Genomic DNA, 20721 nt, shown 5'->3' with positions numbered 1-20721 from the left:
GAAACTGGACACAAGGTCAGGACCACGGCCCCTTGGGCGCGGGGCCGGTCGGTGCGGGAGCGGCTTGCGGCTCGGCGGGAGCCGCGACCGGGATCGCGGGCTGCGGACGGGCGTGGCCGCGCGGGTCGGCGTGGATCAGGATGTCGGCGGCGGGATACTGAGCCAGCACCCGGTTCTCGGCGGCGACGACGATGGCGTGGGCGGCGTCCAGTGTCTGGTGCGCGTCCAGATCGACATGCATCTGGATCATCATCACCTGACCAGACATGCGGGTGCGCAGCTGGTGCACGCCGAAGACCTGGGGGTCGGCCAGGACGGCCTTGGTGATGGCGGCGCGGTCGGCCTCGGGCACGGCGCGATCCAGCAGGTGATCGGCGGCGGCCTTCAACATGCCGGTCGCGCCCCAGAACAGCCAGACGGCGACGACGATGCCCGCCGCTGCATCCAGCCCCGGCGCGCCCAGGAAGGCGCCAGAAATCACGCCAATCAGCACCACGACGTTTGCGGCCAGGTCGGCGGCGTAATGGGCGCGGTCGCCGGCGACGGCAAGGGAGCCGGTCTTCTTCAGCGTCTGGGTCTGCATCCACACCAGCCAGGCGGTGATGGCGATGGCCGCGACCATGACGCCCGTGGCCCAGACGCCGGAGGTCACGGGACGGGGGTCGAAGATGCGCTGCACCCCCTCCCAGGCGATGAAGATGGCGGAGGCGAAGACCAGCCCGGCCTGGACCAATGCGGACAGGGCCTCGCCCTTGCCATGGCCATAGCGATGGTCCTCGTCAGCCGGCGCGGCGGCCCAGCGCACGGCGAAGAAGGTGGTCAGGGACGCCGCCAGATCCAGAACCGAATCCGCCAGGGTCGCCAGGATGGAGACCGAGCCTGAAGCGCCCAGCGCAAAGGCCTTCATCGCGATCAGCGCCACCGCGACCCCGACCGACAGGCGGGTGATGCGGCGCGTGGCCAGATGGGCGTCGTCGAGCGAGGCGGGGGCGGGGGCGGGCGTCGTCATTGTCGGCTTCTTCTCGCGCAATCGTGGCTGAAAGCCAACCGCTGGCCCAAACGGGTCGTTCCGTCAGAAACGATCATGCTCTAGGGGGAAGGCATCCGGGCGCGGCGCGTTCCGGGCGCATTGGTTTTCGAGGGTCTCATGTCGGACTGGCTTGCCGCCATTATTCTGGGTCTGGTCGAGGGGCTGACCGAGTTCATTCCGGTCTCGTCCACAGGCCATATGCTGCTGCTGGGCCACTTCATGGGCTTCGAGAGCGCGGGCAAGACGTTCGAGATCGTGATCCAGCTGGGCGCCCTGCTGGCCATCGTCAGTGTCTATTTCAAGAAACTGTGGACCCTGGCGACGCGCTGGCCCTTCGACGCCGAGGCGCGCCGATTTCTGATCGGCCTGCTGGTCGCCTTCGCGCCGGCCGTCGTGATCGGTTTCCTGGCCTATGACTTCATCAAGACCGTGCTGTTCGAGACGCCCCAGGTGGTGTGCATCGCCCTGATTGTCGGCGGGGTGATCCTGCTGCTGCTGGACCGCATGGACAAGAAGCCTCGCTGGCTGGACGCCGAGGCCTATCCGATGCGGATCTATTTCCTGATCGGCCTGTTCCAGTGCCTGGCCATGATCCCCGGCGTGTCGCGGTCCGGCGCCACCATCGCCGGCGGACTGCTGCTGAAGACCGACAAGCGGTCGGCGGCTGAGTTCAGCTTCTTTCTGGCCCTGCCCACCATGGGGGCGGCGGTGGCCTATGATCTGCTGAAGAACCACAAGACGCTGGATTTCAGCGACATCGGCTTGATCGTTGTGGGTTTTGTCGTGGCCTTCATCTCGGCCCTGGCGGTGGTGCGGTTCCTGCTGGATTTCGTGTCCAAGCGCGGGTTCGGCGTCTTCGCCTGGTGGCGGATCGTGGTCGGGGTCGTGGGTCTGATGCTGTTGCAGGCGGGGTTCTGAGACCATGACCACGCTTCTGTACGGCCGTCCGCCGGTCGTCTTCGATCCGCCCGGCGACGCGACCCAGACCTCGCCCCTGATCCCGGACTCGGCTGCGCTGGAGGTTCAGGAACCTGGCTCGGCCGACAGCGTCATGATCTACGCCCCGCCCGGCGTGCTGGAGCGGCGCTATGTGTTGGCCCTGGCGCTGAAGGCGCTGAGGGTCGGCGGGCGGCTGGATGTCATGGCGCCCAAGGACAAGGGCGGCTCTCGCCTCGGCAAGGAGCTGAAGGCGTTCGGGCTTGACGTCGCCGAGACCGCCAAGGCGCACCATCGCCGCTGCATCGTTAGTCGGCCCGAGACCGTCGTGGGGCTTGACGAGGCCATCGCCGCTGGCGGGCCGCAGATCGTGCCTGGGCTGGAGGCCTGGTCGCAGCCGGGCGTGTTCGCCTGGGACCGGATCGATCCGGGCTCGGCGCTGCTGGCCGAACATCTGCCGATGATGAAGGGCGAGGGGGTCGATCTGGGTTGCGGCTATGGCGCGCTGTCGATCGTGGTGCTGCGCTCGCCAACCGTGACCAAGCTGAAGATGGTCGATCTGGACCGCCGCGCCATCCAGGCCGCTCGCCGCAATATTGAGGACGACCGCGCCAAGGTCTGGTGGTCGGACGCCCGCACCTTGGAGGCCAAGGGCGACAAGGATTTCGTCGTCAGCAATCCGCCCTTCCACGACGGTGGGGCCGAGGACCGGCGGCTGGGTCAGGCCTTCATCCGCAAGGCGGCCGAGCTTCTGAAAAAAGGCGGCGTCGCCTGGGTCGTGGCCAACCGGCACCTCCCCTATGAGGCCGAGTTGAACGCGGCGTTCAAGCGGGTGCGGTTGGTCGCCGAGGCGGGCGGCTACAAGCTGTTCGAGGCGGTGAAGTGACCGCGCTCAAGCAGTCCGAAGGGCGGTAGCGCATGAAAAAAGTCCCGACGTCGAGGGTCGATCGTCTGCTGGGCTCGATGGGCTATGGATCACGCGCCGAAATGGCGCGGATGGCCAAGGCGGGCGGGATCGTGCTGGACGGCGCGGACCTGACGGACGTGTCGAAGCGGATCGCCGTGACGCCCGATCTGCCCGGCCGGATGGAGATCGACGGCGAGCCGCTGGACCCCGTGCAGGGGCTGGTGATCCTGCTGAACAAGCCGCTGGGCATGACCTGTTCCCACAAGGAAGAGGGGGCGCTGGTCTATGACATCCTGCCGGGACGGTGGCGGGCGCGCGATCCCGCCATCTCGACCATCGGACGGCTGGACAAGCAGACGACGGGCCTGCTGCTGCTGACCGACGACGGCGATCTGCTGCACCGGGTGATTTCGCCCAAACGCCATGTGGCCAAGGTTTACCGGGCCGGTCTGGCGCGACCGCTGACAGGTACGGAAGGCGCGCTGTTCGCCTCGGGCGAGCTGGTGCTGGACGGCGAGGACAAGCCCTTGGCGCCGGCGGTGCTGGAGGTGGTGTCGCCGACCGAGGCCCTCCTGACGGTGACGGAAGGCCGCTATCACCAGGTGCGCCGGATGTTCGCCGCCGCCGGCAACCACGTCGAAACTCTTCATCGCGAACGGCTGGGCGGACTGGTGCTGCCCGCCGATCTGGCGCCCGGTCAGTGGCGGCTGGCGACGGCGGACGAGGTCGCCTCGATTTTCACGTCGCCGACTGGCGGGTGACGCGGATTGGGAGCTGAATTGAGATTTGGATCAAGGCGTCGATCGGCGCTATATTCAGCCCATGACCGACTATTCCGTAGATGACGCCGCCAACGTGCTTGGGACATTGATCCATCGCGCGGCCAAAGGCGAGAGCATCGCAATCGTCACCGCCAGCGGGACCGTCGCGCGCATCGTCGTGGATGCGGCGGAGCAGGACTTGCCGGTTTCTGCTCATGATGTCGCCTGGTTGGACCGCGTCCGAATAAAGCCTCGCTACCCCATGAATTCTGTGGAGACGATCCGGGATATGCGCTCGGAATACCGCTATTGACAGTGTATCTCGACGCCTCGGTCGTGGTGTCGCTGTTCGTTAGCGATGCTCATTCAGACCGGGCCAGAGCATGGCTGGCGCGAGGCGATAAGACGGTCGTCAGCCGTTGGACGATAGCGGAGTTCAGCTCAGCCGTGTCCAGGCTGCGAAGAGTGGCCGTCATCGATGGCGCCGAACATCAAGCTGTCGAGCTTGCCTTCGACACTTGGGTCGCCTTGCTAGGGCCCCAGGTCGCCATCACGGAAGACGACCTCATCGAAGCGCGTTATCTTTGCCGCGAGGACGCCTCGATTCGAACGCCGGACGCGCTGCACCTCGGCGTGGTGCGTCGGATGGGTCTGAAGCTTGCGACATTCGACCATGCGCAGGCCGAGACCGCCAAGCGATATGGTGTCTTGGTCATCGATCTATGACAGAGATCAAGATCTGCGGCCTGACCACGCCGGACACGCTGGACGTCGCCCTGGAGGGCGGGGCGGACTTCGTGGGGGCGGTGGTGTTTCCCAAAAGCCCGCGCCATCTGGCGCTCGAAGCCGCTACCGCCCTGTTCGAGCGGGCGCGGGGGCGGGCGAAGATCGTGGCGGTGACGGTCGATCCCGACGACGCCCTGCTGCAACAGATCGCCCGGACGCTGAGGCCCGACTTCATCCAGTTGCATGGGTCTGAGACGCCGGGACGGGCTGAGCGCGTGCGGGCGCTGACGGGGGCGGGTGTGATCAAGGCCCTGCCGATCCGGCAGGCGGACGACTTCGCCGCCGCCGACGCCTGGAGTGATGAGGCCGATCATCTGATGTTCGACGCCAAGCCGCCGGAGGGATCGGTTCTGCCCGGCGGGGTGGGACACAGCTTCGACTGGACCCTGCTGTCCGGCCGCGCCTTTCGCCGTCCTTGGTTCCTGGCCGGGGGGCTGAATCCGGACAATGTGGCCGAGGCGCTGAAGATGACGGGCGCGCCCATGGTGGACGTGTCCTCTGGCGTGGAAAGCGCGCCGGGTGTTAAGGACGTGGGCCGGATCGCCGCCTTCATCCGAAACGCGCGCCGGTCGTAATTACGACGCCTCCCCGCGTGAAAGTCGAAACCGTGAACGCCCAGACCCCCATTCAAGCCGCCGATTCCACCGAGCCGCTGTCGAACGCCTACGCCTGGCCGGATGCGCAGGGTCGCTTCGGTCCGTATGGCGGTCAGTTTGTGGCCGAGACCCTGATGCCGCTGATCCACGAGCTGGACGCGGCCTACAAGGCGGCCAAGGCGGACCCCAGCTTCCAGGCCGAGCTGGACAGCTTTCTGACCCACTATGTCGGTCGCGAGAGCCCGCTGTATTTCGCCGAGCGCCTGACCGAACATTTCGGCGGGGCGAACATCTGGCTGAAGCGCGAGGACCTGAACCATACGGGCGCGCACAAGATCAACAACTGCATGGGCCAGATCCTGCTGGCCCGCCGCATGGGCAAGACGCGCATCATCGCCGAGACCGGCGCGGGGCAGCACGGCGTCGCCTCGGCGACAGTGTCGGCGCGGTTCGGCCTGCCCTGCACCGTCTATATGGGCGCGGTGGACGTGGAGCGGCAGCAGCCGAACGTGTTCCGCATGCGTCTGCTGGGTTCGGAAGTCTTCTCGGTCACGGCCGGCGCCGCGACCCTGAAGGACGCGATGAACGAGGCGATGCGCGACTGGGTCACCAACGTCTCGGACACCTATTACATCATCGGCACGGCGGCGGGGCCGCACCCCTATCCGGCCATGGTGCGCGATTTCCAGTCGGTGATCGGCAAGGAGATCAAGCGCCAGTCGATGGCCCGGATGGGCAAGCTGCCCGAAGCGGTTGTCGCCTGCATCGGCGGCGGGTCGAACGCCATCGGCGCCTTCCACCCCTTCATCGAGGACGAGGGCGTGCGCCTGATCGGTGTCGAAGCGGCCGGCCATGGTCTGGATACGCCGGATCACGCGGCCTCGCTGAAGGGCGGGCGGTCGGGCGTGCTGCACGGCAACCGGACCTATCTGCTTCAGGACGAGGACGGCAACATCGTCGAGGGGCACTCGATCTCGGCCGGGCTGGACTATCCCGGCATCGGGCCGGAACACGCCTGGTTGCACGACATCGGCCGGGCCGAATACCGCTCGGCGACAGACAATGAGGCGCTGGAAGCGTTCCAGCTGTGCTCGAAGCTGGAAGGCATCATTCCGGCGCTGGAGCCGGCCCACGCCCTGGCGCGGACGGGCGAAGTGGCGCGCGAAGTCGGCAAGGGCGGCGACGTCGTCCTGCTGATGTCGGGGCGCGGCGACAAGGACATCTTCCAGGTCGCCAAACATCTGGGAGTGAACCTGTGATCCGTAGTCTGTTGGCGGCGACCGCCGTGATGAGTTTGTCCGCTGCGGCCGTGCAGGCCCAGACGCCTACCCCGACGCCGGCCCCCCCTGCACCGCAAGGCGGTCCGGCCGACGTCGGCCTGCTGCCCGGCGCGGAGCTGTCGCCCGATTGCGGAGGGCTGAACAATCTGACTGGGCGGACCTGGTGCGTGACCGCGCAACTGGGCCAGATCGGCGCCCTGGCCGACGCCTATATTGCCGATCTGGAAACCAAGAACTGGCTGGCCGCCGGCGGCGACGACAACCGCGTCGTCTTCATCAAGCGCCGCGAGGCCGGCGGTTGCGACGGCATGCAGATGGTCGCCTTCTACGACACCACCAAGACCGCCGTCGCCGAACTGCCCGGCTATCTGGGCTTCGCCACCATTCCGGGCGACGTGTGCGCGGCTGCCGCGGCCGCGACACCGCCTGCCGCCGCCGGATCGCCGCAACAATGACCACCGCCCGTATCGACGGGCGCTTCAAGGCGCTGAAGGCCGAGGGCCGTGCGGCCTTCATTCCCTATGTGATGGGCGGCGATCCGTCGCGCGAGGAGGCGCTGGCCATCCTGAACGGCCTGCCGGCTGCGGGCGCGGACATCATCGAACTGGGCTTTCCGTTCAGCGATCCGATGGCCGAGGGGCCGCCGATCCAACGGGCGGCGATCCGGGGCATGGCGGCGGGTTTCGGCCTGCGCTCGACCATGGATCTGGCCAAGGAATTCCGTAAGGGCGACGACGCCACGCCCATCGTGCTGATGGGCTATCTGAACCCGATCGAGAGCCTGGGCTATGACGCCTTCGCCGCCTATGCGGCCGACTGCGGCATCGACGGGCTGATCGTCGTGGACTGTCCGCCGGAAGAGGCCGGGCCGCTGATCGAGGCGCTGGACAAGGTTTCGATCTCGCTGATCCGCCTGGCGACGCCGACCTCGGACGACGAGCGGCTGAAGATTGTGGTCCAGGGCACGTCGGGCTTCGTCTATTATGTAGCCGTCGCGGGCGTGACGGGCGTCAAGGAAGCGAACGCGGATGTCGTGGCGCCGGCCGTAGAGCGGGTGCGCAAGGCCTCGGGCCTGCCGGTCGCGGTCGGCTTCGGGGTCAAGACGCCTGAACGGGCCGCCGAGATCGCGCGCGTCGCCGATGCGGTGGTCGTGGGCTCGGCCCTGGTGGACGAGGTGGCGGCGGCGCTGGAGGCGAACGAACCCGTCGCCGCGCGCGTTTTGGCCCGGGTGAAGGCGCTGGGCGATGCGGTTCGATCCGTCGCCGCTAGTGCTTCCGTGGCGGAAACCGTCTAAGAGCGCGCGGATGAACGACAAGACCAAGCCTCAGGAAAAGCGCGGCGGCTGGCTGAGCCGCTTTGCGCCCGGCGTCCGCAAGATCGTGTCGCGCCGCGACACCCCGGACAATCTCTGGGTCAAGGATCCCGACAGCGGCGAGATGCTGTATCGCTCGGACCTGGAGGCCGCCCTTTGGGTGACGCCGTCGGGCCGGCATATGCGCATCGATGCCCCGACGCGCCTGAAGGCCACCTTCGACGGCGGCGTCTTCCAGTCCATCGACACGCCGGACGTGCCGGAAGATCCGCTGAAATTCTCGGACGGCAAATCCTACAAGGATCGCCTGAACGCCGCGCGCAAGGCGGCGGGCCGCAAGGACACCATGGCCATCGGCTATGGTTCGGTCGGCGGTCAGGATGCGGTCGTGATCGTCCAGGACTTCACCTTCATGGGCGGGTCGCTGGGCATGGCGGCGGGCGAGGCCTTCATCAAGGCGGCGCGCGAGGCGGTCAGCCGCAAGGTTCCGCTGGTCTGTTTCACCGCCGCCGGCGGCGCGCGGATGCAGGAGGGCGCCCTGTCGCTGATGCAGATGGCGCGCACAACCCTTGCCATCGAAGAGCTGAAGGACGCCAGACTGCCTTACGCCGTGGTCCTGACAGACCCGACGACGGGCGGGGTGACGGCCTCCTACGCCATGCTGGGCGATGTGCATCTGGCCGAACCCGGCGCCCTGATCGGCTTCGCCGGTCCGCGCGTGATCGAGGCGACCATCCGCGAGAAGCTGCCGCCCGGCTTCCAGCGCGCCGAATATCTGCAGGACAAAGGCATGGTGGACCGGGTCGTGACCCGCGCCGACCTGCCGCGCACCCTGGGTCAAATCCTGTCCATGCTGATGGACGGGGCCCGCGCCGCCGCCTGAGACCGCCTGAAGGGCCAGTCGATCGCGGTCGAGGCCCACAGGCACCACCAGACGATGACCGGCTGAAACAGCAGGCGCGGGCCGTGATAGGCCCAGCCTAACCCTGCGCCCGACGTCATGAAGTTCACGGCATGCTGGATGTTGGCCGGATAGACGCAGACGGCATAGGCCGCCAGCGCCCAGCCCGCTGCGATGCGCAGGCGCGGGATCATCAGAGCCGCCGCGCCAAGCAGCTCGGCGATCCCCGTCAGGGCCACGACCAGGGCCGGTTGCGGAACCCACGGCGGCGTGATCCGCACGAAGGGGCCGGGGACCATCAGATGCAGCACGCCCGCGCCCAAAAAGACGGCCGCGAGGACGACGCGCGCCGCGGTTCTGATCTGCGGCCTGGAAGTCATGTCGCGGTTCTCGAAATCAGGGGGTAAAGGAGGCGGATGGATCCCGTCTCCGAACGACTACGCGCGCGCCACCCCCAGCGGATCGACCTTTCGCTGGAAAGAATGCGCGTTCTGTGCGCGGCCTTGGGCGATCCGCAGCACAAGCTTCCGCCGGTGATCCATGTGGCGGGCACCAACGGTAAAGGATCGACTGTCGCCCTGATCCGCGCCATCGCCGAGGCGGCGGGGCTGAAGGTGCACGCCTATACCTCGCCTCACCTGGTGCGGTTCAACGAGCGGATCCGGCTGGCTGGAACGCTGATCGAGGACGATCATCTGAACGCGATCCTGGACCGGATCGAGGCGGTCATGGCCGAAACGGACAGCGAGGCCACGGTGTTCGAAAGCACCACCGCCGCCGCCTTCCTGGCCATGTCCGAGACGCCCGCCGACCTGGCCGTCATCGAAGTGGGTCTGGGCGGGGTGCTGGACGCGACCAATGTGATCGAGCGGCCGCTGCTCAGCGTCATCGCCCCGGTCGACTACGACCATGCGGAGTTCCTGGGCACGGATCTGGCCGCCATCGCCTCGGAAAAGGCGGGGGTGCTGAAGGCCGGAGCGCCGGCTGTGATCGCGCGCCAGAAGGAAGAGGCGATGGCGGCCATCGAACGGCGCGCCGCCGACGTCCATGCGCGGCTGACCGTGCTGGGCGTGGACTTCGACGCCTGGGCCGAGCGGGGCGGTCTGGCGTTCCAGACGGCTGAACTGTTCATGGACCTGCCGGCGCCGGCCCTGGCAGGCGCGCATCAGATCGACAATGCGGCCCTGGCTGTGGCGGCGGCGGTCGAACTGGACCTGCCCGAGGCTGCGATCGCCGAAGGGCTGAAGCGCGTGCGCTGGCCCGCCCGGCTGCAACGGATTTCGGCGGGCCCTTACGGCGCTGCGGCCAAGGCTGCGGAGGCGGAGCTGTGGCTGGACGGGGGGCATAATCCCCATGCAGCGCGGGCGCTGGCGGCGTTTCTGGCCGAGCGTCAGGCGCGGGCGCCGCGTCCCCTGGCCCTGATTTGCGGCATGTTGAACAACAAGGACGCGGGCGGGTTCTTCGCCGCGCTGAAGGACAGCCAGGCCACCGTCTTCACCGTCGGCTTCGAAGGGGCGGCGGCCGAGCCGGCGGCCCTGGCGGCCGTGGCGCGCGGGCATGGGCTGGCGGCGACCCCGGCGGGATCGGTTTCCGAGGCGCTGGACCTGGCGCTGCGCCTGGGCGCGGGCAGGGTCGCCATCTGCGGCTCGCTGTATCTGGCCGGCGAGGTCCTGGGCGCCAGCGAGGAGACCTGGCCGGTCTAGCGCGTCATCCAGGGCTTGGACTTGCCGGCGGCGATGCGGGCGACCTGTTCGCGCTGAAAGCGACCGCCGCGCGGCGGCTTGGCGCGCGCATCCAGCTTGGCGGTCTTCAGGCGCAGGGCCTTTTGGACCGGGGTCTCGCCGGGGATATCGTCAGCCGGGTTCGGGGTGTCTTCGTCGCTCATGGCGCCATCCTAGCATGAAAAACGCCCGCCGGTCGGACCGGCGGGCGCTTGATCTGACAGGGTCGAAAAGGCTCAGGCCTTGACGCCGGCCTCGGCCAGCCACTCGACGATCTTGCCTTTGGGCATGGCGCCGACTTTCATCGAAGCCATCTGGCCGTCCTTGAACAGCATCAGGGTCGGAATACCCTTCACGCCCAGCTTGGACGGGGTCATGGGGCTGTCGTCGATATTGATCTTGGCCACCGTGACCTGACCGCCCAGCTCGTCGGCGATCTGTTCCAGCGCCGGGCCAATCTGTTTGCAGGGGCCGCACCATTCGGCCCAGAAGTCGACCAGGACAGGGGTCGAGGATTTCAGGACGTCGGCGTCAAAGTTTTCGTCGGTGACTTTTACAGTCGCCATGAATGGCTCCTTGGGCGCTATCGCTCGGCGCGCGGCGCCTCGCTGCATGAGCGCGTGTTGGTGTTGGCCGGATCTGTCCGGGTTCGATTGCAGATGTGGGAGCGAATCGCGGGCAATTCAACTGCCGCCGTCGCTCCCTCTCTCCGTCCGTCATCCTCGGGCCCGACCCGAGGATCGGATGATCCGCCGCTCGTGCGAAGACGGCGACGCACAGATCGACCGGCGCCCGGTCCTCGGGTCAAGCCCGAGGATGACGGGGGTTAGGGTTTGAGCGCCGCCGCTAGCAGGGTTTCAGGAATGGGCATCAGCTTGGGCCCGTCGGTCCAGACCAGGGCGGCCTCGACCGGGCGGTCGGGATAGAGGCGCTTCAGCACGGCGACATAGACGGCGGCCTGCAGCACATAGGCGGGATCGACCGCCTCGACGGCGTCTGGCGCAGGGCGGTTGGTCTTGTAATCGACGACCAGAACCCGTTCGGGTGTTACCACCAGCCGGTCGATGCGGCCGTTGATGGCGACGCCGGGCGGCAGGCCGGGAGCGGATCCGGTCAGGGCGACCTCGGCGCGCGAGCCTTGACCGAAAACAGGGGCGAACCGGGCGTCGGTCAAGACGTCGAAAGCCGCCTTGATCATCTCGGCGCGCTGAGCGTCGTCGAGATCGTTCTCCTTGGCCAGCAGGCGCCGGGCGGCGTCGGGGCGGTCGGCGGGTGCGATCTCGGGCAGGCGTTCCAGCAGCCGGTGGATCAGGTCGCCGCGCCTGAACCGTCCCAGGGACGCGCCGCTGGCCGCGCTGCGGGCCAGGGGCGAGGGGGCGGGGATGCGGATCGCGCCGCCCTCCATCCGCGACGGCGAGGCGAAACGGGCGGCGGCGTCGGCCGGCGGCGGCAAGGCGGCCCAGGCAGGCAGGGCGGCGGAGGCCCGCACTTCATCGGCGGCGACCGGGCGACGCTCGGGGTCGACGCCATAGCGACGCACGCCGTTCTCGACCTCGCGCACCTGATCGCCCAGACGGTCAAAGGTTTCCTCGAGGATCGACCACCAACTGCCGGCCTCGGCCCCCCGGCTTGAGGCGCGGCCCATGACGATGACGCGGTCCCGCGCGCGGGTCAGGGCGACATAGAGCAGGCGCAGGGTTTCGTCGTCGGTGCGGGCCTGACGCGCGGCGCGGGCGTCGGCCGAGGCCGGGCAGTCGTCCTTCGCCGAGCCGGGCGCCATCAGCCAGGCCTCGCCTTCCCCCTCCGGCGTGACGGCGGGCATCAGGGACGGACCTTGCGCCTTCGCCTTCATGGTTGTGTCGGGCAGGATGACGATGGGCGCCTCCAGACCCTTGGCGCCGTGGACGGTCATGACGCGGACCTCGCCGCGCGCGCCCTCCAGTTCGCGCTTCACCTCGACGTCTGCGGCCTCCAGCTGGGCCAGGCAGCTCTCCAGATCGATCGCGCCGCGGTTCTCGGCGGCCAGCACCTGGTTCAGGGTCTCGTCGATGGCTTCTTCCGCCTCGCGCCCCAACCGGGCCAGGATGCGGGCGCGGCCGGAGAGCCCTAAGTCGTCCACGCGGTTCAGGGCCTGGGAAAAGAAGGCGAACGGGTCGCCGCCGCGCGCGCCGATGGCGGCCTGAAGCGCGTCGCGGGCGCGGGCCCATTCGGGGCTTTCGTGCGCCCGGTCGCGCAGGTCGCGCCAAAGTTGGCCCGCCTTGCGATTCTCGCGCCCGGCCAGCGCGTAAAGGCCGTCCTCGTCCACATCGCACAGCGGGCTGCGCAGCACCTCGGCCAAGGACAGGTCGTCGTCGGGGAAGAGGGCGAAACGCGCCAGCGATATAAGGTCGTCGAAAACGATATGGCTGGACAGTTTCAGCCGGTCCGCACCGGCGACCGGCACGCCCTCGGTCTTCAGCGCGCGGATGATCTCCTCGAACGTCGCGTCGCGGCGGCGGACCAGGACGATGTAGTCGCCGTAGCCGGCCGGGCGCAGGTCGCGGGTGCTGCGATCGAAGACGGCGACGCCGTTTTCGACCTGGCGGCGGATCTCGCGGGCCAGGTCGCGGGCCAGGCGCTTGCGGGCGCTGCCGGCGCCTTCCTGATCGACCGGATCGTCCCAGGCGTCGGTTTCGGGCGCGGGCTCGTCCAGGAACAGGGGCCAAAGGTCGATTGCGCCGTGCTGGCCGACGCGCGCAGGGAGGTGTCGGGCGATGTCGCCCTGGGGGCCGGTCAGGGCGCGGGTGCGGTCGGGATCAGCGAAGACGGCGTCGACGAAGGCCAGCACCTCTTCGGTCGAGCGGTAGGAAGTGTTCAACTCCGGCCCAGCGAAGGGCTCGCCGGCGCCCTCGGCCAGGGCAAGGAAGGCGCCGCGTTCCTGACGCAGCCGCTCCGGCCGGGCGCCTTGGAAGGAATAGATCGACTGTTTCTCGTCGCCGACGGCGAAGACGGTGCGGCCAGATTTTTCGCCAGAGTAGAACTCGCCGGTCAGGGCGCGGACGATGGCCCATTGTTCGGGGGCGGTGTCCTGGGCCTCGTCGATCAGGACGTGATCGACCCCGCCATCCAGCTTGTACAGCACCCAGGCGGCGGCCCCGCTCTCTGTCAGCAAGGCGGCGGCGCGCGCGACCAGGTCGGGGAAGTCCAGCGCCCCGCGCTGGGCCTTGGCCGCTTCGTAAAAGGCGGCGTGGGCGCGGGCCAGGGTCAGGACCTTGACCGTATCGTCGGCGACCTTGGCCTTGCGAAGAGCCTCGCGCGTGGCGAGGAATTTGGTCTGGAGGTCCAGCAGCCAGCCGACCGCGCCCTGCGGCGCAGACTTTGTGCCCATGCTCTTTCGCGGTTCGCCCGCCTGGGTGCAGAAGACCCCGGCCAGGGCCGCGAACCCGGCATAGGGCGGGGCGGCGACGCTCATGGCGTCGGCGATCTTCTTGTCATTGGCCGAGCCGGTCTCCATGGCCTCCGCCATGCGGTTCCACTCGCCGGGATCGATGAAGGCGACGAAATCGCGCTCCAGATCCTCCGGGCTGCGATCACGTTCGGCGCCCGTCAGGGACCAGGGATCGGGCGCGGTTCCGGCCTCGGCGCGGTCGATATAGTCCAGCAGATCGGCGCGTTTCGCCTCGATCATCGACAGCAGGGCCTGGAACCGCTGCCAGTCCAGCTCGACGGCGAAATGGCTGTAGGCCTGGCCGATGGGGCCTTCCGGATCGGCGACGGCGGCGCGGGCCAGGTCTTCGCGCGCGGCGTGGCTGAGGGCGGTCGCAGCCTGGTCTTCCAGCACGGTGAAGCGGGGCGAGACCCCGGCCTCCAGCGGGAACCGCCGCAGCAGTTTTTCGCAGAAGGCGTGGATGGTCTGGATCTTCAGGCCGCCCGGAGTCTCCAGCGCGCGGGCGAACAGCTTGCGCGCGCGGGACAGCGCGGCGTGATCCATCGCCTGCGGGTCGCCGTCGTCCAGCCGGGCCAGTTCGCGCGACAGTGCGGCGTCGTCCAGCACGGCCCAGCCGCCCAGCTGGTCGAACAGCCGGGCCTGCATCTCGGCGGCGGCGGCCTTGGTGTAGGTGACGCACAGGATGGCGCCGGGATCGACCTGATCCAGCAGCAGCCGCGCCACCCGGTTGACCAGGGTGGTGGTCTTGCCCGAACCGGCGTTGGCGGTGACGAAGACGGTCAGGCGGGGGTCAGCGGCGACGATCTGAGGGGCGATGCTCATTCTTCGTCCCCGTCGCCGATCACCGACCATTCCCAGACGCGGGCTAGATGATCGTAGTTGCCGCCCTGGTTGCCCATGAACTGTGGCGCGGCCCAGGAAACGTAAGGCGTATTCTCGTCGTCGAACCGGGCCACGCGGCGCTTCAGCCCGTCCAGCGCAGCCTGCGCCAGGTCGGCTGCCTCAGAGCCCGAGGCGCGGGTGACGACTTCGCCCGCCGTTTTTCGCCCGACCACGCGGACATAGGTCAGTTCGTCGGGCGTGACCGGGCCGTTGGTGTCCGCGAACCCACCGTCGGCCAGGATGGCGGCGGTCAGGGTCAGCTGCGGGGCGAAGCCGGACTTGACCTGTTTGGCGGACGGCGCCGCCCCGGTCTTGAAGTCCATGACCGCCGCCCCGTCGAACGCCAGCTCGATCCGGTCGGCGAAGGCCTTGACCGTGAAGGGGCCGGCGGGGGCGTCGAAGGTCATCGTCCCCTGCTGCTCGACCAGGATATCGACGCCGCGCGCGCGACGCCGGCGCTCGAACTCGGTCAGCCAGCGGGCGCAGTTGCGGGCCAGCGGCGCCTCGCGGGCCATAGCGGCATCCTCAAACCCGCGCGCGCCCAGTTCGCGCAGCAGATGGTCGTGAAGGATGGCCTCGCAGTCGTCGGGCAGGTCGTCGGGCCAGTCCAGCGTCAGCCGCTCGATGGCCGCGTGGACGGCGTTGCCCCGCGCCAGCGCTTCGGCGGACGCGCCGGGCCGCTCCATCGCCTCCAGCCCCAACACCCACAGGGCGTAGATGGCGTAGGGATCGCGCACCCAGCGTTCGATGCGGGTGACATACAGGCTGCGCGGACGGCGATGCACCGGCGGGCGCGGCTCCGGCCGTTTGGCGAACAGGGGCGGGCCGGGTGGGGGTGCGTCCAGGGCGCGGGCCCAGTCGATGACGGCCGCCGGGCGGGCGATTGCGACGGGCGTTTCGACAGCGTTCGCGCCGCGCGTCAGCATCTCCAGCCGCCACAGCCAGCGCGAGCGGACGGCGGGCTGGCCGCCGCGCCGCTCGCTGTGGATCAGGATAACGTCGTCGGCGCAGGCGGCCTGGACGAAATCCTGCGCCGTCTGGCCCAGGCGGCGCTCTGGCGGCGGCAAGCCCAGCGCCTTTCGCATCGGGCGCGACAGGAAGGGGTCGGTCGGCGCCGCCTGAGGCCAGACGCCTTCCTCCAGCCCGGCCAGGATCATCCGGTCCGCCCTGACCAGACGCGCCTCGATGGCTCCCAGAATGCGCAGCGAAGGATGGGTCGCCCCGCCGGTCCGCACGACGTTTTCCTTGACAAGGGACGTGACCAGTTCGGCCAGTTCCGCGCGGCGGATGCGGCCGAGCGACGCCCCGCCCTCGATCAAGCCAGACAACAGGGCGGCGGCGGCCTCGCCGTCAGGACCGGCCCAGGCGTTCTGGCCGGCCAGGGTTTCGATCAGCCGGGTCAGGGCCGAGGCGGCGACGTTCAGATCCGCGTCGGGGGTGAAAACGGCGGTCGCGGCTTCGACGGCGGCCTGAAGCTGATCGACCAGGCGGGTCGCGGCCGACAGCCTGGCCTGCTTCCATTCCGGCGGCGCCTTGCCGCGCCGGTCGGGCTGCACCGCCTCCAGCAGGCGGCGGTGGATGGCGGCGAAGTCGCGCGGGCGGGGACCGCGCAGGGCGTGTTCCTCCAGCGCGGCGACGGCGGCGGCTTGAGAAGCGTCGCCCAGGTCGAACCGGACCAGCGGATGTTTGACGACGGCGAGCAGTAGATGGGGCTGGACCGGATCGGCGATCCAGCGGGCGCACAGATCGACCAGGGCGCCGGCGGGCAGCCGCGAAAGGGGGGCGCCAGCGGACGAATCGGGGATGACGCCCCAGCGTTCCAGCCGGGCGGCGACGCGGCGGCCCAGGGCCTGATCCGGCGTGACCAGGGCGCACGTCTTGCCGGGCGTTTCTAACGTCTCGCGCATCATCAGGGCGATGGCGGCGGCGGCCTCCTCCTCAGCGCGAACGGTCAACAGGGACAGGCCCTGAAGCCCTTCGGCGATGGGGTCGCGCGCCTCGCTGCGCGCGGCGGCGGCCGAGCGGATGTCGCGGATCGCGCGGCGCCAGTCGTCGGTAGCCTCGGCCGGACGCAGGGCCTCATTGACCAGCCGCTGGCGCGCCAGTCCGCGCGCCTCGACGGCCGGGGGAACCGCGGGACGGAACCAGGGGCGAACGCTCTCGCGCGCGATCTCGCAGCGGTCCAGCAGTCGCTTCATCGCGCTTTGCGGATGCTGTTCGTCCAGCCGGTCCCAGACGCCCGCGTCCAGATCCAGGTCGAGGCCAGGCAGAACGACGCAGCCCAGCGGCGCCCTCGCCACGGCCTTCAGCACGTCGCCGGCGGCGGGGACGGTGCCGGTCGAGCCGGCGGCGATGACGGGCTGGCGCGGCGGTTCGCGGTCCCACAGGTCGGCGAGGCGGCGCAGCAGGGTCGCGCGACGCCAGGCCGGATCGACCAGACCCAGTTCGGCCAAACGCTTCGGCCAGGCCTCGACCGCCAGACCCAGAAACTCAGCTGACCGTTCCCAGTGTTCGGCCATTTCGCCGTCGACCAGGGTCGTGATCCGCTCGGGGTTCTGAATCTCTTCCAGTTGGCAGGAATCGAGGAAGCCGCCCAGCGCATCGGCCAGATCCAGCGCGCGCATCGGGCTCAAGGACGCATCGAACCGTTCGACGATCATCCGCGCCATCTCGAAACGGCGGGTCAGGGCGGGGATGGGGGGCGGCAGGTCCAGGCCCAGGGCGCCGGGCGTGAAGGGCGGCTCGTCCTCCTCCAGATCGCCCAGCGGCCGCACCTGGGGCAGCAGGATGGGGCGACCCTGAGACAGCTTGGACAGGGCGCCGGTGAAGGCGCGCGCGGCCCGGCGGTTGGGCAACAGGATGGTGGCGTCCGACAGGGTTTCGGGCGGCAGATCGCCCAGCCAGGCCAGGACGCCGGCGGCCAGATCCTCAAGGAACGGCCGGTACGCGGGGATGGCGTACCAGCGCGGCGTGTCGCCCAGGAAGGGATCGAAGCCGCTCACGCGTCTCCCGCCAGCTTCGTCTCGGCTTCGTCCCGCGCCTGCGGGTCGCCGACGTGCATCCAGGCGCCGTCCAGGACGCAGCCGAACAGACGTCCCTCGGCGGCGGACTTGCGCCAAAGGGGGCTGAGGGAGAAGGGACCGTCGGGGCCGTGGTCGGCGTATCCGGGCCGGGTGATGTGGACGCCCATATAGGCGAACGGCGCGGCAGGGGCGTCGCCCCGGAAGGTCAGCGTCCCGTCGTCGGCCATGAAGAAATCGCCATCGCCCTCAAAGCCGATGGAGCCTTCGCGGCGGGCCAGCAGCAGGGCGGCGTCCATCGTCTCGGGGTTCCACAGGCGGATCAGATCAGTGAGGGCGTCGCCTCGGTCGATCCAAACGCTGTCGATGTTCGCGACGAACACGGGATCGTCGCCCAGCAGGGCGCGGGCCTTCTTCAGCCCGCCGCCGGTCTCCAGCAGTTCGGCGCGTTCGTCGGAAATGACGATCTCGGGGCCGCATCCTCGCGCCGCCAGATGGGCTTCCAGCCGGTCGGCGAACCAGTGGACATTGACCACGGCCTTTTCGACGCCGGCGTCCGCCAGACGGTCCAGCACATGGTCGATCAGGGCGCGGCCCTGCACCTCGACAAGGGCCTTGGGGCGGTCGTCGGTCAGGGGGCGCATCCGGGTGCCCAGGCCGGCGGCGAGGACCATTGCCGTCTTGGGCGCCGTCTTCGGAGCGGTCATGCGCGGACCTCAGCAGGGACATGGCGGTCGAACCAGCGCGCGACGGGCGCCAGGGCCGGCTGGTCCAGATTGGCGTTCAGATGCCGCCACATGCGCGGCAGGAACTGGCGGTATCGCGGTTTGCCGTCGCGCGCGATCAGGCGGGCGAAGATGCCGATGATCCGCGCCTCGTTGAGGGCGGCCAGGCCGGCGTAGTCGGCCATGAAGGCGGCGCGGTCCACGCCGGGGCGCAGGGCGAAATAGCGGTCCAGGGCCTCGGCCTCCAGCGCGGGCGACACGTCGCGGCGGGCGTCCTGCAGCAGGGAGTGCAGGTCCCACGACGGGTGGGCGCGCACCGCGTCCTGGAAATCGATCATGCCGACGCGGGCCGGGCCGTCGCGCTCTGGCAGCCAGATCAGGTTTTCCGCATGATAGTCGCGGTGGGCCATGACCGAAGCCCCGGCTGCGCCCGAGGCGACGATCGGCGCCCAGGCCGCGCGCCAGTCGGCGACGGCGGCGGCGTCGAAGCGGACGCGGTCGTCGAGCTTCGGCAGCCATTCGACGAACAGGTCGGCCCCGCCCTGAAGCGCCGTCTCATCATAGGTCAGCAGCGGCCAGTCGCCGCCGGGGCCGTGCAGGGTTTCGGGCGGAGCGACGGCCTCGTGCAGAACGGCCAGGGCCTCGATGGCGGCCAGATAAAGCGGCGTCTCGTCGGCGCCGTCTTCGATCACGCGGGCGAACAGGGTGTCGCCGAAATCCTCAAGCACGGCTAACCCATTGGCGGCGTCCAGCGACGGGATCTCGGGGGCGGACAGGCCCAGAGACTTCAGATGGGCGGCGACGGCGGCGAAGGCCTCGATCCGGCCGGCGGACAGGCGGGCGACGGCGTTCCAGCCGGCGGCGTGACGCTGCTCGGGCGTCCAGAGCGGATCGCACGACCGGCTTTCGGCGGCGGGCGCCTGATCCATCAGCATCAAGGTCGGACCGGTCGTCGGCGTCAGCCGCTCATACCGCCGCGTCGAGGCGTCGCCGGGCAGGGGGGCGCGCACGGCGTCGGCGAGACCGGCGGCCTTCAGGAAGTCGAGACGGAGGGTTTCGCGGTCAGACATGCAGTTCCTTCAGCCTCGTCTCCCATCGGCCTACGCCGGAAACGGTCGCAAGGCGGCCGTCGCCCTGTTCGGAGATTTCGACGATCAACTGATCCGCTCCTAAGAACCGGCCGGGATCGTCGCCCAGACGCTGGGGCCATTCGATGACGGCGCACCCCTCATCCAACGCTTCGTCCAGACCGATCTCGAACGCCTCTTCCGGACGGGTCAGGCGGTAGAGGTCGAAATGGGCGACGGGCGGGTCGGACTCGTAGAACTGGACCAGGGTGAAGGTCGGGCTGGGCACGTCCTCGTCCGGCGTGGTCAGGGCGCGGATCAGGCCGCGCGCCAGGGTCGACTTGCCCATGCCCAGCGGACCGTAGAGCAGCAGACTGTCGCCCGCCGCCAGCCGGGGGGCGATGGCCTGGCCCAGGGCGGTGGTGGCCTCGGCGTCGGGCAGGGCGATCTTCATGGAAACACCGCGTCGCGGTCGGCGGCCAGGGTGCGCTCGGTGAAGGTCTTCAGCGCCTCGGTGGCCTTGGCTGCGTCCACGTCCAGCCGGTCGGCGGGAATGGGCAGACCGACGTCGACGCCGAACGGCTTGCCTTCCTTGTTCAGCAACTCGTGGAACAGGGTCACGTCGCGCAGCTCCTGCGAGACCTTGTCGAACAGGTGAAACAGGCGGCTGTACGGGCCTGTGACGTGCATGGGGATCACCGGCGCATCGTATTTGCGCGCCATGGAGGCGGCGGTCGGGGCCCATTCGGGATCGGTCAGGACGCCGTTCTTCTCGCGCGCCAGACGACCGGCGGGGAACATGACAACGCAGCGTTCGGCCTCGAACGCCTCCCTGGCGGCGTTCAGGGTGGCGCGGGTCTTTTCGCGGGTGCGTTTGTCGTGGACCCATTCGACGGGGATGATCGTCTCGTCCAGCCTGGGCGAGACGCGGATGGCGTCGGCGTTGGCGAAGAAGATCATGTCGCTGCGCCGTTGCTTGATCGCGTCGAACACCGCCACCCCGTCGGCGATGCCGGTGGGGTGGTTGCAGACGACGACGCAGCGCCCGGTCGCGGGCAGGCGCTCCAGGTTCGTCGTCGTCACCTTCAGCCGCAGCAGGTCCGAGACGTAGTCGAAGGTCTCGGTCCCCGACCGGTCGCGGATGGCGTCGGCCATCCGCACCGCCGCCCCATAGCCCAGCACGCCGTAAAGGGCCGGGCGCACGACCGGCCACAGCGGCGAGGCGGTCAGGCGCGGCGCGCGTTCGGCGATCAGCACATCGACGATGTGGGGCTGACGGCGGGCGGGAAGGGTGGCGGCGGTCATGAAAGACCGCTTGTCGCCGGTTCGGTCGGAGGGGGCAAGATGCGCGGCGTCCTGGACGCTTGGCG

At 69.3% G+C, this 20721-nt stretch carries 21 protein-coding genes; 11 read left to right on the top strand and 10 right to left on the bottom strand.

Annotated features, from left to right (window positions below):
• Positions 1-16 precede the first annotated feature (16 nt).
• Entirely contained in the window at positions 17-1009 is a 993-nt protein-coding gene (locus LG306_RS01000; protein WP_404417273.1) for a cation diffusion facilitator family transporter, read from the bottom strand.
• Positions 1010-1147: 138 nt separating this feature from the next.
• On the opposite strand from LG306_RS01000, the gene LG306_RS00995 reads away from it, so the two are divergent.
• The 10 genes from LG306_RS00995 (at position 1148) to accD (ending at position 8491) form a co-directional block, all read left to right on the top strand.
• Positions 1148-1948: an undecaprenyl-diphosphate phosphatase gene (locus LG306_RS00995; RefSeq protein WP_404417270.1), complete on the top strand. Its 801-nt coding sequence runs from the start codon at positions 1148-1150 to the stop codon at positions 1946-1948.
• A 4-nt stretch (positions 1949-1952) separates the two neighbouring features.
• The gene (locus LG306_RS00990) at positions 1953-2852 is read left to right on the top strand and encodes a class I SAM-dependent methyltransferase (protein WP_404417267.1); all 900 of its coding nucleotides are present in this window, start codon (positions 1953-1955) and stop codon (positions 2850-2852) included.
• 32 nt (positions 2853-2884) lie between these two features.
• Positions 2885-3634 carry a pseudouridine synthase gene (locus LG306_RS00985; RefSeq protein ID WP_404417264.1) on the top strand — a complete coding sequence of 250 codons (750 nt, stop codon included), beginning with the start codon at positions 2885-2887 and terminating at the stop codon, positions 3632-3634.
• A 61-nt stretch (positions 3635-3695) separates the two neighbouring features.
• Complete coding sequence (locus LG306_RS00980) at positions 3696-3947, top strand: hypothetical protein (RefSeq protein ID WP_404417261.1); 252 nt, start codon at positions 3696-3698, stop codon at positions 3945-3947.
• A 2-nt stretch (positions 3948-3949) separates the two neighbouring features.
• Entirely contained in the window at positions 3950-4360 is a 411-nt protein-coding gene (locus tag LG306_RS00975; RefSeq protein ID WP_404419608.1) for a type II toxin-antitoxin system VapC family toxin, read from the top strand.
• Complete coding sequence (locus LG306_RS00970) at positions 4357-4995, top strand: phosphoribosylanthranilate isomerase (protein WP_404417258.1); 639 nt, start codon at positions 4357-4359, stop codon at positions 4993-4995. Before LG306_RS00975 ends, LG306_RS00970 begins: the two co-directional genes overlap by 4 nt.
• A gap of 77 nt (positions 4996-5072) precedes the next feature.
• A complete protein-coding gene (gene trpB / locus LG306_RS00965) occupies positions 5073-6275 on the top strand; it encodes a tryptophan synthase subunit beta (protein ID WP_316409658.1) in 1203 nt (400 codons plus the stop codon).
• The gene (locus LG306_RS00960) at positions 6272-6751 is read left to right on the top strand and encodes a hypothetical protein (protein ID WP_404417255.1); all 480 of its coding nucleotides are present in this window, start codon (positions 6272-6274) and stop codon (positions 6749-6751) included. Before trpB ends, LG306_RS00960 begins: the two co-directional genes overlap by 4 nt.
• On the top strand, positions 6748-7590 hold the full coding sequence (gene trpA, locus LG306_RS00955; RefSeq protein WP_404417252.1) for a tryptophan synthase subunit alpha: 843 nt from the start codon (positions 6748-6750) through the stop codon (positions 7588-7590). The genes LG306_RS00960 and trpA overlap by 4 nt, the downstream gene beginning before the upstream one ends.
• Positions 7591-7600: 10 nt before the next feature.
• A complete protein-coding gene (gene accD, locus LG306_RS00950; protein WP_295244602.1) occupies positions 7601-8491 on the top strand; it encodes an acetyl-CoA carboxylase, carboxyltransferase subunit beta in 891 nt (296 codons plus the stop codon).
• Here the strand turns inward: accD and LG306_RS00945 are convergent.
• Positions 8446-8889 (bottom strand): DoxX family protein, encoded by a 444-nt coding sequence (locus tag LG306_RS00945; protein WP_404417249.1) that lies wholly within the window; start codon positions 8887-8889, stop codon positions 8446-8448. The two genes, accD and LG306_RS00945, sit on opposite strands and share 46 nt — an antisense overlap.
• A 36-nt stretch (positions 8890-8925) precedes the next feature.
• Between LG306_RS00945 and LG306_RS00940 the strand changes: the two genes are divergently transcribed.
• Positions 8926-10212 carry a bifunctional folylpolyglutamate synthase/dihydrofolate synthase gene (locus LG306_RS00940; RefSeq protein WP_404417246.1) on the top strand — a complete coding sequence of 429 codons (1287 nt, stop codon included), beginning with the start codon at positions 8926-8928 and terminating at the stop codon, positions 10210-10212.
• Here LG306_RS00940 and LG306_RS00935 read toward each other — a convergent pair.
• From LG306_RS00935 to LG306_RS00900, 8 genes are all read right to left on the bottom strand, one after another.
• Complete coding sequence (locus tag LG306_RS00935) at positions 10209-10394, bottom strand: hypothetical protein (protein ID WP_404417243.1); 186 nt, start codon at positions 10392-10394, stop codon at positions 10209-10211. The two genes, LG306_RS00940 and LG306_RS00935, sit on opposite strands and share 4 nt — an antisense overlap.
• Positions 10395-10466: 72 nt before the next feature.
• Entirely contained in the window at positions 10467-10796 is a 330-nt protein-coding gene (gene trxA / locus LG306_RS00930; protein ID WP_404417240.1) for a thioredoxin, read from the bottom strand.
• Between the two features lie 260 nt (positions 10797-11056).
• Entirely contained in the window at positions 11057-14479 is a 3423-nt protein-coding gene (gene addA / locus LG306_RS00925) for a double-strand break repair helicase AddA (RefSeq protein WP_404417237.1), read from the bottom strand.
• A complete protein-coding gene (gene addB, locus LG306_RS00920; RefSeq protein WP_404417234.1) occupies positions 14476-17541 on the bottom strand; it encodes a double-strand break repair protein AddB in 3066 nt (1021 codons plus the stop codon). Before addB ends, addA begins: the two co-directional genes overlap by 4 nt.
• Positions 17538-18233 (bottom strand): N-acetylmuramate alpha-1-phosphate uridylyltransferase MurU, encoded by a 696-nt coding sequence (gene murU, locus LG306_RS00915; RefSeq protein ID WP_404419606.1) that lies wholly within the window; start codon positions 18231-18233, stop codon positions 17538-17540. Before murU ends, addB begins: the two co-directional genes overlap by 4 nt.
• Before the next feature lie 29 nt (positions 18234-18262).
• On the bottom strand, positions 18263-19354 hold the full coding sequence (gene amgK, locus LG306_RS00910; protein ID WP_404417231.1) for an N-acetylmuramate/N-acetylglucosamine kinase AmgK: 1092 nt from the start codon (positions 19352-19354) through the stop codon (positions 18263-18265).
• A complete protein-coding gene (gene tsaE, locus LG306_RS00905) occupies positions 19347-19805 on the bottom strand; it encodes a tRNA (adenosine(37)-N6)-threonylcarbamoyltransferase complex ATPase subunit type 1 TsaE (protein WP_404417229.1) in 459 nt (152 codons plus the stop codon). Before tsaE ends, amgK begins: the two co-directional genes overlap by 8 nt.
• Entirely contained in the window at positions 19802-20656 is an 855-nt protein-coding gene (locus LG306_RS00900) for a GNAT family N-acetyltransferase (protein ID WP_404417226.1), read from the bottom strand. The genes tsaE and LG306_RS00900 overlap by 4 nt, the downstream gene beginning before the upstream one ends.
• Positions 20657-20721: the final 65 nt, after the last annotated feature.

The organism is Brevundimonas vesicularis (assembly GCF_044807075.1).
GTDB lineage: Bacteria > Pseudomonadota > Alphaproteobacteria > Caulobacterales > Caulobacteraceae > Brevundimonas > Brevundimonas vesicularis_G.
This window is presented reverse-complemented; position numbering and strand designations above follow the sequence as displayed.

Coding starts and splice junctions, on each gene's coding strand:
- LG306_RS01000 (WP_404417273.1), bottom strand. CDS start 1,009: ATGACGACGCCCGCCCCCGCCCCCGCCTCGCTCGACGACGCCCATCTG.
- LG306_RS00995 (WP_404417270.1), top strand. CDS start 1,148: ATGTCGGACTGGCTTGCCGCCATTATTCTGGGTCTGGTCGAGGGGCTG.
- LG306_RS00990 (WP_404417267.1), top strand. CDS start 1,953: ATGACCACGCTTCTGTACGGCCGTCCGCCGGTCGTCTTCGATCCGCCC.
- LG306_RS00985 (WP_404417264.1), top strand. CDS start 2,885: ATGAAAAAAGTCCCGACGTCGAGGGTCGATCGTCTGCTGGGCTCGATG.
- LG306_RS00980 (WP_404417261.1), top strand. CDS start 3,696: ATGACCGACTATTCCGTAGATGACGCCGCCAACGTGCTTGGGACATTG.
- LG306_RS00970 (WP_404417258.1), top strand. CDS start 4,357: ATGACAGAGATCAAGATCTGCGGCCTGACCACGCCGGACACGCTGGAC.
- trpA (WP_404417252.1), top strand. CDS start 6,748: ATGACCACCGCCCGTATCGACGGGCGCTTCAAGGCGCTGAAGGCCGAG.
- accD (WP_295244602.1), top strand. CDS start 7,601: ATGAACGACAAGACCAAGCCTCAGGAAAAGCGCGGCGGCTGGCTGAGC.
- LG306_RS00945 (WP_404417249.1), bottom strand. CDS start 8,889: ATGACTTCCAGGCCGCAGATCAGAACCGCGGCGCGCGTCGTCCTCGCG.
- LG306_RS00940 (WP_404417246.1), top strand. CDS start 8,926: ATGGATCCCGTCTCCGAACGACTACGCGCGCGCCACCCCCAGCGGATC.
- LG306_RS00935 (WP_404417243.1), bottom strand. CDS start 10,394: ATGAGCGACGAAGACACCCCGAACCCGGCTGACGATATCCCCGGCGAG.
- trxA (WP_404417240.1), bottom strand. CDS start 10,796: ATGGCGACTGTAAAAGTCACCGACGAAAACTTTGACGCCGACGTCCTG.
- addA (WP_404417237.1), bottom strand. CDS start 14,479: ATGAGCATCGCCCCTCAGATCGTCGCCGCTGACCCCCGCCTGACCGTC.
- murU (WP_404419606.1), bottom strand. CDS start 18,233: ATGGTCCTCGCCGCCGGCCTGGGCACCCGGATGCGCCCCCTGACCGAC.
- amgK (WP_404417231.1), bottom strand. CDS start 19,354: ATGTCTGACCGCGAAACCCTCCGTCTCGACTTCCTGAAGGCCGCCGGT.
- tsaE (WP_404417229.1), bottom strand. CDS start 19,805: ATGAAGATCGCCCTGCCCGACGCCGAGGCCACCACCGCCCTGGGCCAG.
- LG306_RS00900 (WP_404417226.1), bottom strand. CDS start 20,656: ATGACCGCCGCCACCCTTCCCGCCCGCCGTCAGCCCCACATCGTCGAT.